We start from the raw sequence: 16220 nt of genomic DNA on the forward strand, positions 1-16220 counted from the left end.
TTCCCTAAGAGTATATGAATTTTTTGTGAAGTTTTGTTTACAGCTATGAACTAATCTCGGTCTTAAGTATGATTTATTGTTAAATTTCAAAAAAAGTATAGTAATCAGGGGCTAGGGGTAGTATAATAGCAGAGTAGTAATCGTAGTGGTTATTGAAAAAAGGAGTGATTAGTTTGGTAACGTTATATACGACCCCAAGTTGTACTTCATGCCGTAAGGCCCGCGCCTGGTTGGAAGAACATCAAATTCCCTACACAGAACGTAATATCTTTTCGGAACCACTGTCTCTACAAGAAATTAAAGATATTTTACGTATGACAGAAGAAGGGACAGAAGATATCGTCTCAACCCGTTCCAAAGCATATTCAGACTTAAATATTGAAATTAGCGAAATATCCTTGAATGACTTTTATCGCATTGTGCAAGAGCAACCAGGTCTCTTGCGTCGTCCAATCATGATTGACGAGAAACGCCTGCAAATCGGCTTCAATGAAGATGAAATTCGTCGTTTCTTGCCACGCGAAGTGCGTGCCTTGGAATTGCGTAAGGTGCAAGCCTTAGTCAATGAGTAATGAATAGAGTCTAGGTGAGGCCGGAACCTTGTTTCTGCCTCGCCTTTCTTTTCCCTTAGGACAATACATTAGGATAGCGTCTTGGCCTAAAGTTTAGTATAATGAAGAAATAGAGGAGGTGTTACTATGGAAATGGAACGTATCAATGAGGATACAATCAAAGTCTTGATTATGCCGGAAGATCTGGAAGAACGAGGGATTAACTTCCTAGAACTGATTAGCAACCATGCCCGCATTGAGCAATTCTTCTACTCCATCCTGGAAGAGGTGGACGTAGAGAACCAATTCGCGGAATCTGATTCCGTCACTTTCCATGTCATCCCATCCGATCGAGGCCTCGAACTCTACATTAGCCGTAGCAGTGGTAATGGCCTAGAAGATTTGCTGGAGAACGAAGTCCTCAAACGTCTCTTGGACCGTCGTAAATCCGCCCTAAAAGATAAGCAACAAGCCCAGGATCAAGAAGATCTCAGCGTCAATGAGAAGCTAGAAGTCCTAGAAGGCTTGACCAAGGAGATTGAAGCCGAGATTGAACAGGCCCAGGATCAGGAAGAACCTGTAGGGCCCGAGATTGTCTGCTTCGATCGCTTGGATGATTTCCTCAAGTTGGCACGTCAACTACGGGACTTCCCGGTTGAAAATAGCCTCTATCGCTACAATGACGCCTACTATCTGGTCTTGAGCGATGTGATTGGTGATTATGAACCAGACGGTCTCTACCAACAATTCCTCTTCATGCTGGAATTTGGGGAAGAAGCCACCGTCAAGGAAGCCATCTTGAAGGAACACGGGGAACTCTTGCAAGCGGGAGATGCCTTGGAATTCTTCGCACAATTTTAAGATTGACTACCGTCGACAGGATTTACCTGTGGACGGTTTTTTTGTGGTCGCTTACGGGCCATGGATATGTTAAAATAAGAGTAGAATGGGCAACTGGGCGAAGACTGTCCAGTGTCATCAGGAAAAAAGGGGGAAAGAGCATGACTTCAGTCATCACCTTCGGGCAGGGGGCGCATCCAGCGCAACTTCGCCTTGATAAATTAAACCGTCACGGCATTATCGCCGGTGCGACAGGGACCGGTAAGACCGTGACCCTTAAGGTCTTGGCCGAATTACTAAGCCAAGAAGGCATTCCAGTCGTCCTCTCTGATATCAAGGGGGACCTTATGTCCTTGGCTCAAGCCAACAATACCGATGTCAGCGAGCGCCTGGCTCAGACAGGTCGTGAGAACTATGAACCAAGTTCTTATCCTGTACAACTTTGGGATGTCAAAGGCGAGAACGGGACGCCTTTGCGTTTGACCGTCTCCGATATGGGGCCTGTCATGTTAACCCGTCTCTTGGGCCTCAATGAAACCCAAGAATCCATTCTCAACGTGGTCTTCGATGTGGCCGATAAGCAAGGTCTCTTGCTGATTGACCTCATGGACTTGCGGGCTATGCTTAACTATGTGGCCGCTCATGCTGGCGATTTAAGCCAACATTACGGTAACATTCCAGCGCGTTCAGTTGGGGCGATTTTACGCTCTCTAGTTATTTTAGAGCAACAAGGGGCAGCCAACTTCTTTGGTGAGCCAAGCTTGGAGATTGCCGACCTCATGCGCCAAGACAGCGATGGCCGTGGGATTGTCAACATCCTCAATGCGGAACAGCTCTTCAACCAACCAACCTTGTATGCGACTGTGCTCTTGGCCCTCTTGGCTGAGCTCTATGAGAACCTTCCGGAAGTCGGGGACTTGGATAAACCTAAGTTGGTCTTCTTCTTCGATGAAGCCCACGCCCTTTTCAAGGATGCGCCGGCTGTCTTATTAGAGAAGATTGAGCTTATTGTCCGCTTAGTACGGTCCAAAGGGGTCGGGGTTTATTTCATTACCCAAAACCCAACCGATATTCCAGACAAGGTAGCCAGCCAATTGGCTAACCGCATCCAGCATGGTTTGCGGGCCTTTACGCCTAAGGAACTCAAAACCGTTAAAACGGTAGCGGACACCTTCCGTCAAGAAGCCAATCAAGACCTAGCCAAGGTCATTCAAGAACTGAAGGTAGGGGAAGCCGTGGTGTCTACCCTGACAGAAGATGGGAGCCCTAGCCTGGCCGACCGGGTACTCATTTACCCACCGCAAAGTCTCTTAGGGACCATCGACCCAACCGTTAAGGCCAGCCTAATGAATAGCTCACCATTGGATGACAAGTATGGTGAAGCCATTGACCGTGAGAGTGCCCATGAAGTCATTCTCAAACAAACCCAAGAACAGGAAGCGGCCCTCCTAGCAGCCGCTCAGGCCGAAGAGGCAGCAGAAGTAGAAGAAGAGGAGGATGAAGACGTGGCAAAAACTAGCAAGAAATCAACTAGCACTGGTGGTCGCAAGACAGACAATCTCTTGGATCGTTTCATGAAGAACGTAGTCGGCCAAGTGGGTCGTGAAGTCGGCCGTGTGGTATCCCGCGGGATTACCGGTATGTTCAAGAAGTAAGACCTTGTCCCATTCCTACGCCAGCCAATAAAGGAGTCGCTATCATGGAAACCTTATGTCTTGGTCGTCAATTAGCCGGAGCCAGTCGCATCGCCCTAGGCTGCATGCGCATGGCCTCCCATTCGCTACAAGAAGCTAGCCAGGTTCTGGAGACTGCCCGCCAGGTCGGCATTAATTTCTTCGATCATGCTGATATCTATGGCCGGGGCGAGTCGGAAGTCCGCTTTGCTCAAGCTGTCAAGGAACTAGGTATTCCGCGTGATCAGCTGCTAATCCAGTCCAAATGTGGGATTCGCCTGCCGGAAGGATATTTTGACTTTTCCAGCCAGCATATTTTGGATTCGGTAGACGGCATTCTCAAACGCCTCAAGACCGACTATCTGGATGTCTTGCTCCTACATCGGCCCGATGCCCTGATGGAGCCGGACCAGGTGGCAGCCGCCTTCGATCGCTTGCATGCAGCCGGTAAGGTGCGTTATTTCGGCGTCAGCAATCAGAATCCTTATCAAATAGAGCTACTTCAAGCCAGTCTAAGCCAGCCCCTCATTATTAATCAATTGCAGTTGGGGCCTGCCCACACGCCTATGATTGATGCTGGTCTCAATGTTAATATGCGAGAAGTCGCAGGCATTAACCGGGATGGGGGCATTCTGGATTATTGTCGCCTCAAGGGCATGACCATCCAACCATGGTCGCCCTTCCAGGTCGACTTGCATCAAGGCGTCTTCATGACCCATCCTGACTATCAGCTCTTGACAGAAACCTTAAGTCAGGGCGCTAAGCAACATGGTGTGGCCTTCGAAGCCATGGTCATTGCCTGGCTCTTGCGCCATCCGGCAGGCTTCCAACCGATTGTGGGGACCATGAGCCCAAAACGGATTGAAGCGCTGGCCCAGGCTGAACGTGTGCAAATGACTCGCCAAGAATGGTATGACATCTACAAGAGTGCAGGCAATCGCCTCCCTTAATCAAGTGTGAAGGAGACAAGAATCAATGAAATTAATCGCCATTGATATGGACGGTACCCTCTTAAGAGGGGACAAGTCCTTTGATTTGGATCGCTTCGAGCGGGCAGTTCATGCCCTTAAGGAAGCCGGAACCCGTGTCTGTATTGCTTCAGGCAATAGCTATCCTAAGTTACGTGGCTATTTTGATGACCAATTACGTCAGGAACTGCTCTTTGCCTCGACTAACGGTAACGCCATTATGGTAGAAGAGCAAGGCCTTCATTATAGCGCCTTGGACTATGACACGACCGAAGCCATTATTGACTTCCTCAATGAGTTCTCAGATTTCTTCTGTCTGGTCATGACCGACCGTGGCTCCTATGCCGTGACCCAAGATCAGGATGCCTTGGAGCATTTCCGTCTCTACCATCCGCATATTGAACATTTGGTTAATTTCCGTGACCTTAATCCAGAAGAAGCCATTCTTCAACTGTCAGTCATGAGTAAGCGGAGTGTAGCTGATAATAAGGTTATGACCCGGATTCTCAATGAGCGTTTCCCAGAGGGACATGCGGTGACTAGTGGGGGGCGCTGGATTGATGTCTTCAGTCCCCAAGGAGGCAAGGGCAAGGCTATTCGCTACCTGCAAGACTATCTGCAGACGGATGCCAGCCAGACCATGGCCTTCGGCGATAGCCTCAATGACCAGACCATGATGGAAGTGGTCGATTATAGCCTAGCCATGGGCAACGCCGATCCAGATTTATTGGCTATCTGCCGTTATCAAATTGGCGATAATGAATCGCAAGCAGTGATTGATATCCTGGAAGCCCTAGTGGCCGACCCAAGTGCGGCCTTCCTGGCCCAATATCGTCGCTAAGTAAAGGAGCAAGACCGTGTCCAAAAAGCCAAGCAAAAGAAAGCAAAAAGCCCACAAGGAGCAAGCCCAAGATGACTTGGTGCAGGTTGACGCCTTTATGATTCCGGCGCCCTTTGCCGCCATGTATCAAGTTTTACGGGAAGCCGTGGCCGAGGATTTGTTAGCTCTCTTGAGTCAGGAATTCGCCCGGGTGGCTCGGGTCTCGGACAATGAGGAAGAGGGGGAGGCAGTGGTCGCCTATGATGCGGCCGACGTCGAACAGCTACGGATTTACCTCAATCCTAGCAATATTTCTCAGGCCCAGAAGGCGCGGGACAAGCATCAACTGGATAAATTTGTGGACCATCTCCGCCAGACGGAGGGGTAATATAGAAAGGGTGGGAAAAGAATTTCCCACCCTTTTTATCTGTGTCCAGAGGCGTGTGAGCCAAGCCCCACTTAACCCAAAAGTCGGATCTTGAGGTGGGACCGGCAACAGCCAGCCTTTGGCTGTCTTCCACCTTGCGTCGCTATCGAAGGGCTAAGTCACTGAGTTCCAAGCCCTTCAGATACGCGCCACATCCTGGACACCACAAGCACCGTCTTTTGGCCGTGGGGCTTGGCCCACACTGGACTGTCAAAAAGCATAAAGAAGGTTGATGAAAGCATTTTCTGGATGTATAATGAATGTGTAGATAGGATTTGGATGACGATGTCTTCGAGAAGGGAGGATTAGGATAAAGTCGTCATCAGGCATGCAAGATATAAAGGAGCAATGCAATATGAAACGTTTTGTTTTGACCCCACTCACTTTTTTGTTTCTACTGCTCTTTTGTCTTTCGTCTTCAAACGTTCAAGCCAATCAATCAGTAGGTGATGACCTATGTTGTTGCCCTAAGAAGCCATATGAATCTTGGTGTGAAGAATATGCTGTAGAGTGGTACAAGGGAGCAAATCCAAATGATGTTCGGCCGATTGAAGAAGATTTGACAGCCTATATTCCTGATAAGAAGGACAAAAAACGAGACGCATTTCCAACCTCTATTGTGGTAGAAGAGATTCGATTCTTTAGTTCTCAGCCACCTCAAACCATTTACTATAATAAAAATCACTACTATGGTTATATCCCTTTGGTTAAAATATGGCAACTGGGCCCAATTTACTACGCTCTATATAAGGGAGCGGTTATTTTACAAGGTCCAGGGGCAAACAATTGAGTTAGAAAATGAGATTTCGCCTTTTATGCAAAGCACCCCATAAGTTGGACTTTTAATGTCTAACTTATGGGGTGCTTTTCAAGAGGCAAACAACTTAGCTTTCTTCATTTAGCCAATCGTCCAGTGTGAGACCAGCCCCAGGTCCAAAAGCGGGCTTGTGGTGCAAGAGGATGCCTCGCGTATCTGAAGGGCTTGGAACGCTAGTGACCTAGCCCTTCGATAGCGAGGCGAGGCGGAAGACAGCCGCAGGCTGGCTGAAGCCGGTCCCACCACTAGCCCCGTCTTTTGGCTCGAGTGGGGCTGGGCTCACACGGTTTAGGGCATAGAAAAAAGGTGGGGAAACTCCCACCCTTTACTATTTTATAATCCTTGTCGCTCCTGGCTAGCACGGATAGCATGGCCGTAGATACGACCTAGTTCTTGGCCGATGACCGATAGGTCACGTTGGACTGCCACGGGATAGGCTGCCTGGGTCAAATCAGGTAGCTCTTGGGCTTGGCTAGCCCGAATCAGACGCTCGAAGTCGTCGACATCCTTAGCCTTATAGACGTTGACCTGGTCGGTTAGCCAGTCATCGAAGACCGGAATGTCTCGAATGATGAATTTGGCATGGGCGGCACAGGCCTCGACGGCCGGAATGCCCTCGGTTTCTTCCAAGGTAGGGAAGAGGTAGAGGTCGCTGCCCTGCATGGCCTGAATAATCTGCTGATTGTCGACATAGCCGGCAAAGGTCAGGTTGGCCGGTGGATTGGAGACGGCAGCCCGAATAGCGGACGGCACTAGGTTCAAGTCCGTATAGCCAAACCAGATGAAGCGGATATGGGGCAGGCGCTTAGCCAACTCCACAAAATCTAGAATGCCCTTGCGCTCTAGGTAGAGGCCAATCCCTATGCAGACGAAGTCTTGCTCGGCCAGTCCGTAGCGCGCCCGGAAGAGCTCCCGCGCCTGAGGCTGAGGGGCAAATTTTTCTAGTTCAATACCGTTAGATAGGACGAAGATTTCCCGCCCCATATTGTAAGAATCGAGTAGACGCTTGGAGTAGGGCGTAGGTGTAATGAGGACATCGCCCTGCTGATAGCAGGTCATGAGCCAATGCTTGAAGATAGGCGCTAGCTGATTAGAGAAGCGGAAGGAGTTACGGAAGTCTTCCATGGTCGAGTGGGCATGGTAGACGACCGGAATGCCTTGCTTGCGACATTTACGGGCGAAGAGCATGGATTGGGGGAAGTAGGTATTGATATGTAATAAATCGAAGGAGTCCTTGGGATCGGTGGTGTAGTCAATCCCGGCATGATCCAAGGCCTTCATTTGATGTTTAATTGATTTACCAAGGCCAGATTTGGCTATTTTGTCGAGATGTTGACTGTAGAGTAGGACTTTCACCCCGAAACCTCCTTTAAAATGCGATTGCTTTCCTTAAGTGTATAGTAATAGAAGCTAGAGTGCAAGCTTGGCCGAGAGAATCCTAGGGACATTTGAAAAAAATAAACCATAAATAACGCTTTCATCTTAAAAATATCTTGCACAATGATTCTGAAGGTGTATACTTATTATTATAATTCTATTAATAGGAGTGAGAAAAATGAAAAAATCGTTAAAATTCTTGGCATTAGCCTTCGTTGCATTCATGATGGTAGCGTGTGGCGCCAAGAAGCAAGACACTCAACCCCTATTGATCGGGATGGAAGCGGGCTATCCGCCTTATAACTGGACACAGTCCACCAACGCTAACGGTGCTGTACCTATTAAGGACTCCAAGGAATTCGCCAATGGTTACGACGTGCAAATCGCGCGTAAGATTGGGGAAAAATTAGGCCGCGAAGTCCAAGTGGTCAAGACGGAGTGGGATGGGCTCTTACCAGCTGTCCAATCGGACAAGATAGATATGATTATTGCCGGCATGTCGCCAACTGCGGAACGTGCTAAGGAGATTGACTTCTCCGAGTCTTATTATGACTCACGTTTTGTCATGGTGGTCCGCAAGGATTCACCTTACGCGCAAGCAAAGACGCTAGACGACTTTGCGGGTGCTAAGGTGTCAGGCCAACAAGGGACCTTGCACTATGACTTGTTGAAACAACTCAAGGACGCTCAGGTTGAGCAAGCACAGGATTCTTTCCCTGTCTTGCGGGTGGCCTTAGAAGCGGGCAAGTTAGATGCCTACATCTCAGAATATCCAGAAGCGGTCTCTGCGGCAGCCGCTAACCCTCTATTCACCTACGTAGAACTTAATCCAAGCTTCCAAGTGGCACCTGAAGACCGTAAGGTTTCTATCGGGGTCAAGAAGGGAAGCCCACTTATGAGCCAAATTAATGAGGCCATTGCGGAAATTACAGATCAGCAACGCAAGGACTTCATGGACCAGGCCATTAAGAACCAGCCAGCGGCTGACGGTCAAGAAGAAACCAGCACTGAGGCAGCGACCACAGAAGATTATAACTTCTTTGCTCGTACTTGGGAGATTGCCACTCAGAACTGGCGTCAATACTTGGCCGGGACCGGCATGACCCTCTGGGTATCCTTAACCGGTACCTTAATCGGTCTCCTAATTGGTTTGGCCGTCGGGATTATCCGGACCATTCCGAAGTCTAAGAGCCAAATCCATAATGGCGTCTTGAAAGTCGCTAACCTATTGCTCAATGCCTATATTGCCATCTTCCGTGGGACACCGATGATCGTTCAAGCCATGATCTTCTACTACGGGACCGACCTACTCTGGGGCTGGAAATTAACCCCTATGTCGGCGGCCTTCCTGGTTGTCTCCATTAACACCGGGGCCTACATTGCCGAAGTCGTTCGGGGGGGGATTTACGCCATCGACAAGGGCCAATTTGAAGCGGCTCGTGCTATTGGGATGAACCACTGGCAAACCATGAAAGAAGTGGTTATGCCACAAGTCTTCCGGACCATTCTGCCATCTGTCGGCAATGAATTTGTCATCAACGTTAAGGATACATCTGTCCTCAACGTGATCTCAGTCAGCGAATTGTACTTCACGACCAAGACCATTGCCGGCAATAACTTCCGTTACTTCGAGACCTTCTTCGTAACGGCCGTTATCTACTTCATCTTAACCTTTACCATTACATCACTCTTGCGCGCGATTGAAAAACGCATTGACGGGCGCCCAAGTGATCAACTGGCTGCCGGTAACCAACAACAAGTGGCAGTGCTCAAAGAGGAGGTCTAATCATGGCGATTGTAGAAATTCAACACTTAAGCAAAAACTTTGGCGACCGTACGGTCCTCAAGGACATTGATTTTTCCGTTGAAGCAGGGGAAGTCGTGACCATTATCGGCTCTTCAGGTTCAGGGAAGTCCACCCTCTTGCGTTGTATTAACCTCTTAGAGGAACCAAGCGGTGGGGAAATCATCTACCGGGGCGAGAATATCTTGGACGTTAAGCATGACGTCAACAAGTACCGGACCCATATCGGCATGGTCTTCCAATCCTTCAACCTTTTCAACAACATGGATGTCTTGGCTAACTGTACCGTCGGCCCTATTAAGGTCCTAGGTAAGGACAAGGCTGAGACCGAAGCCTTAGCTACTAAGTTCCTGGAACAAGTAGGTATGGGAGATTATGTCCATGCCCGTCCTAGCCAATTATCTGGGGGTCAAAAGCAACGGGTAGCCATTGCTCGGGCCTTAACCATGCAGCCAGATGTCATTCTCTTCGATGAACCAACTTCTGCACTTGACCCTGAGATGGTCGGCGAAGTTTTGAAGGTTATGAAGGAATTGGCCCACACTGGTTTGACTATGATTATTGTCACCCACGAAATGGAGTTCGCTCGTGAGGTTTCCGACCGCGTGGTCTTCATGGACCAAGGGGTCATCGCCGAACAAGGCGCACCAGAGCAACTCTTCGTCAACCCTCAAGAAGAACGGACCCAACAATTCTTGGAACGTTACTTACGCAGTTAATCAGCTACAGGCGACCGGGATTTCCAGTCGCCTTTTTGTTTGGCTTCAGCTTGGTTAGGTGGGCTCCAACTTAGTCCTCAGTGCGGGACCGTCTCCAGCCAGCCTGCGGCTGTCTTCCGCCTTGCCGATCTACGGTCCCCTAAGTCGCTAAAGCTCCCAGGGGAACTCATACGCTCGGTATCCTTTTGGCACTGAGGGCTAAGCTTGGGCCCACCCGCCCCTGGCAAAGCTCAATCAATAATCCACTGAGTTGAGAATGCTATCGGATTTCGGTAAATCTTAACAGAAAGTTGAAGGCTGAAAAGCAAGCCTAGGCCATTTAAAGTAATAAAATATCAGGACAGAAAGGCATAAAAGGAGTATAATGAAATGGTAACCAAGTTTCTGAGCCTAGTCTTGGTGGTAAAAATAGATAGGAGGATGGAATATGAAAAATTACTGGAAAAAGTTCTGGCTAGTCTTAGCCCTCTTAGTCCTAGTTATGGGTCCCTTGGCTAGCCTAGCTCAGGCGGCCGGCAGCCAAACAGTCAAGGGCCAAGGTCAGGGGAAACATGGGACTGTTGAGGTGGAAGTGACCTTCCAAGACGACCGGATTGCGGACATTAAGGTGCTCCAGTCCGATGAGAATGAAGTCCTAGCCACACCCGTCTACAAGCAACTTAAGGATAAGATTATCGGCAACAACAAGGCCGATGTCGATGTAGTGTCTGGCTCTACAGCCACTAGCCAAGGCTATTTGGAAGCCGTCCAAGATGCTGTTAAGAAATCAGGCGTGACCCTAGCAGAGGTAAGTTCTACTACTTCAACCCAAGAGCAGCTAGACAGCGAACAATCCTATGATGTGGTCGTTGTCGGAGCAGGGGGCGCGGGCTTTAGTGCGGCCATCGAAGCAGCCCAAGCCGGCAAATCCGTGGTGATTATCGAGAAGATGCCAGCTGTCGGTGGGAATACGCTCATTAGTGGGGGCGAAATGAATGCGCCAGGCAACTGGGTTCAGAAGAAACTAGGCATTGAAGGCGACAGCGTAGAAACCTACTACCAAGACACCATGAAGGGTGGCGACAACCTAGGTAATCCTGAGATGGTTCGCTATCTAGCAGAACATGCCCTAGAGTCAGCCGAGTGGCTACGCGACGTAGTTGGCGTCAAATTCCTAGAAGACAAGCTCTTCCAATTTGGCGGCCATTCTTACAAGCGGGCCCTGATTCCAGAAGGCCACACCGGCCAAGAACTGGTAACCAAGCTCAATGCCAAGGCAGAAGAACTAGGTGTTAAGATTCTGGTGAATACCAAGGCTACTGAACTCATCCAAGATGACAGCAAGCGTGTTGTCGGCGTCAAGGCAGACCATCAAGGCCAGGCCGTGACTTTCCATGCCAAGAATGGGGTCGTGTTGACTACGGGGGGCTTTGGCTCTAACATTGACATGCGTAAGCAATACAATCCTGAGATGGACGAGCGCTACCTGTCCACGGATACGGTCGGCTCTACCGGGGATGGTATTGTCATGGCTCAAGCCATTGGTGCAGCTGTCACCAACATGTCTTCCATCCAAACCTATCCGGTGTCTAACCCTGAGACTGGGGAAATTTCCCTCCTAGCCGATACCCGTTTCGATGGGGCGGTCCTGATTAATCAAGAGGGCCAACGTTTTGTCGAGGAGTTGGACCGGCGGGATGTGATTTCTAAGGCTATTTTGGCTCAACCAGGGGGCTATGCTTATCAACTCTGGAACCAGAAGACCGACGATATCTCCCACTCTAAGGAGAACCACCAAGCGGAGTATCAAGAACTCAAGAAACAGGGCCTGCTAGTTGAAGCAGACACGCTGGAAGAAGTTGCGGCTCACTTCGACATCGATCCGGCTAAGCTTAAGGAAACAGTAGCCAAGGTTAACCAATATGCCAAGGACAAAAAAGACCCCGACTTCAACCACCGTGCTGGCTTGGCATCCTTGGAAGAAGGCCCTTATATCCTAGAAAAAGTTCGCCCAAGTGTCCACCACACCATGGGGGGCTTGGTGACCGACAAGGATACCCGGGTCCTAGATGAAGCTGGCAAGCCTATTGAAGGCCTCTATGCAGCCGGTGAATTAACCGGTATGATTCATGGGGCTAACCGCTTAGGCGGGAATGCCATCGCCGATATCATCACCTTCGGACGTGTTGCCGGCAAGATGGTAAGTAAATAAAGAAAATAGCACCTTATAATAAAGAGCAGCCCATCAGTTGGATGAGAAATCCATCTAATGGGCTGCTTTTGATTTAAGTCTCGAAGAGTCTGCTTATTCGGCTAAAAATGACTTTAATTCTTGGGCAAAGTGCTCTGCATACTGGAAGATGGAGCCATGGCCTGCTTGAGGATAAATAATCAATTGGCTACCGGTAATTTTATTATGCATGTCATAGGAATTCTCAGTCGGAACCTGCATATCTTGATCCCCATTGACGATGAGGGTAGGCTGATTGATAAAGGCTAGATCATCTTGTTCTGCCTTGCCCCAACGTTTGATGGCTGCCAGTTGAACTAAGAAGCTAGGAATACGGAACTTTTTATCCGCATTTGAAGCTTGACGTTGAGCCATACGACCGAGAACCTTGTCAGCTTCCAAGCGACCTTGCTGATCATGATTATAAAAGATATAGCGTTTAGGGTCGACCCTATGTAGTGCCGCCTTGAGCATAAATTTAAAGGTTTTACCAGTCACCTTATCAATCTCAAAGCCACCACGAGGCCCAGTCCCCGCTAGTATTAAGCGATGGACTAAGGAAGGATTGAGACGGACAATCTCTTGGGCAATCATGCCTCCCATAGACAAGCCGAGTAAGTTAATGCGCTCATAGCCTAGGGCATGAATAATGTCCATGGCTTGTTGGGCCATTCCAGGAATGGTGTCGGCGACTTTGCCTTGGCTAGCCCCTGCTCCAGGTAAGTCCATGACAATGACATGGTGCTCTTGGGCGATTAAATCCAGTAATTTTGGATCCCATTGATCTAAAGTTGCGGCTAGATGGACTAGCATAACTAGGGGCAAGACGGATTTACCCTTGCTGAGTTCGCGATAGGCAATTTGCTTACCTTCTACTTGGATGTATTGATTTTGTGTTGTAATATAAGACATTTTGATTTACCTACTTAAATTTAATTAAAAGAGAGGATGGTTTTGCCACGCGAGCGCCCATTGGCGACCTTGTCGAGGGCAACATTGACTTCTTGGAAAGGGAAAACGGTATCGATAGAGGGTTTAATCTTAAGTCGGCTAAAGATATCAGCCACTTCTTGTAATTGCTTGCCGTTGCTTTGGACGAAGATAAAATGATAGTGGACACCATATTTAGCTGCCATCTTGTCAAACTTACGTCCCGCAAGGCCTAGCAAGACTTGCTTCCATAGCGGTAGATTCATTCTTTTAGCGAAGGCCCCATTAGGCATGGCGCGTAGCGATACAAGGTGACCGCCTTTTTTCATGATGGACATTTGCTTCTCAGTCTCCGTGCCCCCCAGTGTGTCTAAGACATAGTCGATATTGCTGAGAATTTGGGTGTAGTCTTCTTTTTTATAGTCGATGAACTGGTCAGCGCCTAGGTCTAAGACCCGTTGGCCGTTGTCACCCGCCCCGTTGGTGATGACGGTTAGCCCCTTTGCTTTGGCAATTGGAATCGCCATGGCACCGACGCCACCAGTTCCGCCTGAGATAAAGATGGTTTTGCCAGCTTGAGCGCACATTAAGTCTAGAGCCTGCATTATGGTCAAAGCAGTCAAAGGCACGGCGGCTGCTTCTTCATCGAAGAGATAGTCAGGGACTTTGGCTAGGGCAGAGCTGTCTACCGCAACATATTCAGCAAAGGCGCCAATGCTATCTAGTGGCAGACGACCAAAGAGGCGGTCACCCACTTGGAAGTTCTTGACAGACTGACCCTGTGCTTCAACGATGCCGACCACTTCGTTGCCTGCCGTTTGTGGTAGCTTGTAAGGGACAATCATCTTGACTTGGCCACGAGAAATCATATTGTCTAGGGGGTTAAGACCAGCGGCTTTTACGCGCAGGAGGACTTGATTGTCAGAAATTTGAGGTTTGTCAATATCGACAAGTTTTAGGTTAATGTTATTTTTGTTATAGCTGGTATGTTGTGCTGCTTTCATTGTGTTGCTCTTTTCTTTAGTATTATTCGACTTGTACTAGATACAAGTACATGAAGTGGAGATTAATCCCTTAAGACTAATCCTGGCGTGTTCGTGAGGCGGAAGCGTATAGATTTTTAATGACCACATCTAGGGTCTGATTGGCTAGTTGCTCTTCTAGCTGCTGTTCTAAGCCTTCAAAAATAGGAGATATTGCTGCATCAATATGTTGGCCGACTGGACAAGCTGGGTTAGGGTTCTGATGAGCTTGAAAAAGCTTGATTCGGCTTACTTCTTGTGTAGCATAATAGATTTCTAATAAGGAAATCTCATCAGGCTTTTTATCCAATTGAATACCTACCTTCCCTTGCTGGGAGCGAATAAGACCCGCATTTTTAAGAAGGGCGAGGATTTTACGAATATAGCTGGCATTTGTTCCAACACTTTCAGCTAATAGTTGGGAATTCAAGGTTTCTTTGGATTCACTAATCATAGCTAGAATGTGTAGGGCAACAGAAAATTTTGTATCCATGGCGACTCCTTTCGTTAACTTGTATCTGATACAAGTACAAAATTAACAGATAGAATGACGGATGTCAAGACATGATTGAAAAAATTTAGTAAAGCAGGCTACTTGGTGATTCTTTAGAGCTAGTGACCTTTGCCTAGCCTTTGATTCGTGGTATGATAGGAAGGAAGAGCAAAGGAGACTGAAGATGGAAGCAAAACAAGTATTTAAGAAGAATCAAGTACACCAAGGCCAGGTAGTGGACCTGACCCATGAAGGCCAGGGCGTAGTCAAAATCGACGGCTACCCCTTCTTTGTGGAGGGTGTCATTCCGGGCGAGCAGGTGGCCATTAAGGTCCTCAAGGTCGGCAAGTCCTTTGGCTTTGCGCGCCTAGAAGAAATCCTAACTGCCAGTCCGGACCGGGTGGAGATTACCGACCCTATCGGCCGTCAGATTGGCACCATGACCCTGCAACATATGGCTTATCCTGCCCAGCTTAAGGCTAAGCAGGCCCTGGTTAAGCAGGTCTTCAGTCGCCTAGGAAAATTCCCGGAAAGTCTGGAGGTCCGGCCAACTCATGGTATGGACCATCCTTGGCAATACCGCAATAAGGCCCAAATCCCGGTGCGGACTGTCAAAGGTCAACTAGAGACCGGCTTCTTCCGTAAGAATAGCCACCAGCTAGTGCCGGTGGAGAACTTCCATATTCAGGACCCAGCCATCGACCAAGCCATTCTTAAGACGCGAGATATCTTGCGCCAGCTGGGCTATACTGCCTACGACGAGGAAAGTCGCAAGGGTCAAATTCGCCATATCATCGTCAAGCGCGGTCACTATAGCGGCCAAGTTATGCTGATACTAGTGGTTAATGGCAAAGGTCTGCCTCGAGAAGAGCAGTTGGTGGAAGCCCTGACCGATGCCATTCCTAACCTAGTTAGCCTGCTCCTCAATAGCCATACGCAGGCCAATAATGTCATTATGGGGCCGACCAATCGTCTCTTGTGGGGCCAGCCAGTCTACCAGGATCAGATGCTGGGGCTGTATTTCTCCATCTCCCCGCATTCCTTCTATCAGGTCAACACCCCTCAGGCCGAAGCCCTCTATCGTTATGCCCTTGAGGCAGCTGACTTATCTGGCAGCGAGACTGTCCTAGATGCCTACTGCGGGATTGGTACCATCTCCCTGGCCCTAGCTCGTCAAGCCGGCCAGGTCTATGCCATGGAAATCGTGCCAGAAGCCATCGACATGGCGCGGGCCAATGCGCAAGCCAACGGCCTAAGTAATGTCTCCTTCCAAGCCGGCAAGGCCGAAGAGGTGCTACCCGCTTGGCAGGCAGAAGGCATTCATTTTGATGTGGCGGTGGTCGACCCACCACGCAAGGGCCTAGACCCTGAATTCGTTAAGACCCTGATTGAACTGTCGCCAGACAAAATCGTCTACGTGTCCTGCAACCCAGCCACCTGCGCTCGGGACTGTCAACTCTTGGCCCAGGCAGGCTATGAGCTCAAATGGGTGCAACCTGTTGATTTATTCCCGCAGACTGCGCATGTTGAGGCGGTAAGTTTGCTAGTCAAGGAGTAAAACGACGAAGAT

15 protein-coding genes are annotated in these 16220 nt (G+C 49.0%); 11 read left to right on the top strand and 4 right to left on the bottom strand.

The window, feature by feature from the left end; genetic code table 11:
• Nucleotides 1-173 precede the first annotated feature (173 nt).
• The 7 genes from spxA (at nucleotide 174) to RWO08_RS06605 (ending at nucleotide 6069) form a co-directional block, all read left to right on the top strand.
• On the top strand, nucleotides 174-572 hold the full coding sequence (gene spxA, locus RWO08_RS06575) for a transcriptional regulator SpxA (protein WP_035364812.1): 399 nt from the start codon (nucleotides 174-176) through the stop codon (nucleotides 570-572).
• Between the two features lie 126 nt (nucleotides 573-698).
• Nucleotides 699-1412, top strand: coding sequence for an adaptor protein MecA (locus RWO08_RS06580; protein WP_291427735.1), 714 nt, complete (start codon nucleotides 699-701; stop codon nucleotides 1410-1412).
• 140 nt (nucleotides 1413-1552) lie between these two features.
• On the top strand, nucleotides 1553-3046 hold the full coding sequence (locus RWO08_RS06585) for a helicase HerA-like domain-containing protein (RefSeq protein ID WP_314211570.1): 1494 nt from the start codon (nucleotides 1553-1555) through the stop codon (nucleotides 3044-3046).
• Between the two features lie 44 nt (nucleotides 3047-3090).
• Nucleotides 3091-4014: an aldo/keto reductase family oxidoreductase gene (locus RWO08_RS06590; RefSeq protein WP_291432188.1), complete on the top strand. Its 924-nt coding sequence runs from the start codon at nucleotides 3091-3093 to the stop codon at nucleotides 4012-4014.
• A 25-nt stretch (nucleotides 4015-4039) separates the two neighbouring features.
• Nucleotides 4040-4873: an HAD family hydrolase gene (locus RWO08_RS06595; RefSeq protein ID WP_314211571.1), complete on the top strand. Its 834-nt coding sequence runs from the start codon at nucleotides 4040-4042 to the stop codon at nucleotides 4871-4873.
• 16 nt (nucleotides 4874-4889) lie between these two features.
• A complete protein-coding gene (locus RWO08_RS06600) occupies nucleotides 4890-5240 on the top strand; it encodes a hypothetical protein (protein WP_023392317.1) in 351 nt (116 codons plus the stop codon).
• A 394-nt stretch (nucleotides 5241-5634) separates the two neighbouring features.
• A complete protein-coding gene (locus RWO08_RS06605; protein WP_314211572.1) occupies nucleotides 5635-6069 on the top strand; it encodes a hypothetical protein in 435 nt (144 codons plus the stop codon).
• 360 nt (nucleotides 6070-6429) lie between these two features.
• Here RWO08_RS06605 and RWO08_RS06610 read toward each other — a convergent pair whose 3' ends face one another.
• On the bottom strand, nucleotides 6430-7452 hold the full coding sequence (locus RWO08_RS06610; protein ID WP_314211573.1) for a glycosyltransferase: 1023 nt from the start codon (nucleotides 7450-7452) through the stop codon (nucleotides 6430-6432).
• A 199-nt stretch (nucleotides 7453-7651) separates the two neighbouring features.
• Between RWO08_RS06610 and RWO08_RS06615 the strand changes: the two genes are divergently transcribed.
• The 3 genes from RWO08_RS06615 to RWO08_RS06625 all read left to right on the top strand — a co-directional run bounded on the left by RWO08_RS06615 (nucleotide 7652) and on the right by RWO08_RS06625 (nucleotide 12187).
• The gene (locus RWO08_RS06615) at nucleotides 7652-9259 is read left to right on the top strand and encodes an ABC transporter substrate-binding protein/permease (protein ID WP_314211574.1); all 1608 of its coding nucleotides are present in this window, start codon (nucleotides 7652-7654) and stop codon (nucleotides 9257-9259) included.
• Nucleotides 9259-9996, top strand: coding sequence for an amino acid ABC transporter ATP-binding protein (locus RWO08_RS06620; protein WP_314211580.1), 738 nt, complete (start codon nucleotides 9259-9261; stop codon nucleotides 9994-9996). Before RWO08_RS06615 ends, RWO08_RS06620 begins: the two co-directional genes overlap by 1 nt.
• Before the next feature lie 427 nt (nucleotides 9997-10423).
• Nucleotides 10424-12187, top strand: a complete 1764-nt coding sequence (locus RWO08_RS06625) for a flavocytochrome c (protein WP_314211575.1) — start codon at nucleotides 10424-10426, stop codon at nucleotides 12185-12187.
• Between the two features lie 93 nt (nucleotides 12188-12280).
• Here the strand turns inward: RWO08_RS06625 and RWO08_RS06630 are convergent, their stop codons facing one another.
• From RWO08_RS06630 to RWO08_RS06640, 3 genes are all read right to left on the bottom strand, one after another.
• Entirely contained in the window at nucleotides 12281-13117 is an 837-nt protein-coding gene (locus RWO08_RS06630) for an alpha/beta hydrolase (protein ID WP_311469145.1), read from the bottom strand.
• 20 nt (nucleotides 13118-13137) lie between these two features.
• Entirely contained in the window at nucleotides 13138-14139 is a 1002-nt protein-coding gene (locus RWO08_RS06635) for an NADP-dependent oxidoreductase (RefSeq protein ID WP_314211576.1), read from the bottom strand.
• Nucleotides 14140-14215: 76 nt separating this feature from the next.
• Entirely contained in the window at nucleotides 14216-14650 is a 435-nt protein-coding gene (locus RWO08_RS06640) for an Rrf2 family transcriptional regulator (protein WP_314211577.1), read from the bottom strand.
• 184 nt (nucleotides 14651-14834) lie between these two features.
• On the opposite strand from RWO08_RS06640, the gene rlmD reads away from it, so the two are divergent.
• Nucleotides 14835-16208: a 23S rRNA (uracil(1939)-C(5))-methyltransferase RlmD gene (gene rlmD / locus RWO08_RS06645; RefSeq protein ID WP_314211578.1), complete on the top strand. Its 1374-nt coding sequence runs from the start codon at nucleotides 14835-14837 to the stop codon at nucleotides 16206-16208.
• Nucleotides 16209-16220 lie beyond the last annotated feature (12 nt).

This window comes from uncultured Abiotrophia sp., from assembly GCF_963520105.1.
Lineage (GTDB): Bacteria > Bacillota > Bacilli > Lactobacillales > Aerococcaceae > Abiotrophia.

Excerpts from the sequence above, each read along its gene's own strand:
- RWO08_RS06580 (WP_291427735.1), top strand. The coding sequence starts at position 699 with ATGGAAATGGAACGTATCAATGAGGATACAATCAAAGTCTTGATTATG.
- RWO08_RS06595 (WP_314211571.1), top strand. The coding sequence starts at position 4,040 with ATGAAATTAATCGCCATTGATATGGACGGTACCCTCTTAAGAGGGGAC.
- RWO08_RS06585 (WP_314211570.1), top strand. The coding sequence starts at position 1,553 with ATGACTTCAGTCATCACCTTCGGGCAGGGGGCGCATCCAGCGCAACTT.
- RWO08_RS06615 (WP_314211574.1), top strand. The coding sequence starts at position 7,652 with ATGAAAAAATCGTTAAAATTCTTGGCATTAGCCTTCGTTGCATTCATG.
- RWO08_RS06590 (WP_291432188.1), top strand. The coding sequence starts at position 3,091 with ATGGAAACCTTATGTCTTGGTCGTCAATTAGCCGGAGCCAGTCGCATC.
- RWO08_RS06625 (WP_314211575.1), top strand. The coding sequence starts at position 10,424 with ATGAAAAATTACTGGAAAAAGTTCTGGCTAGTCTTAGCCCTCTTAGTC.
- RWO08_RS06605 (WP_314211572.1), top strand. The coding sequence starts at position 5,635 with ATGAAACGTTTTGTTTTGACCCCACTCACTTTTTTGTTTCTACTGCTC.
- RWO08_RS06640 (WP_314211577.1), bottom strand. The coding sequence starts at position 14,650 with ATGGATACAAAATTTTCTGTTGCCCTACACATTCTAGCTATGATTAGT.
- RWO08_RS06635 (WP_314211576.1), bottom strand. The coding sequence starts at position 14,139 with ATGAAAGCAGCACAACATACCAGCTATAACAAAAATAACATTAACCTA.
- rlmD (WP_314211578.1), top strand. The coding sequence starts at position 14,835 with ATGGAAGCAAAACAAGTATTTAAGAAGAATCAAGTACACCAAGGCCAG.
- RWO08_RS06630 (WP_311469145.1), bottom strand. The coding sequence starts at position 13,117 with ATGTCTTATATTACAACACAAAATCAATACATCCAAGTAGAAGGTAAG.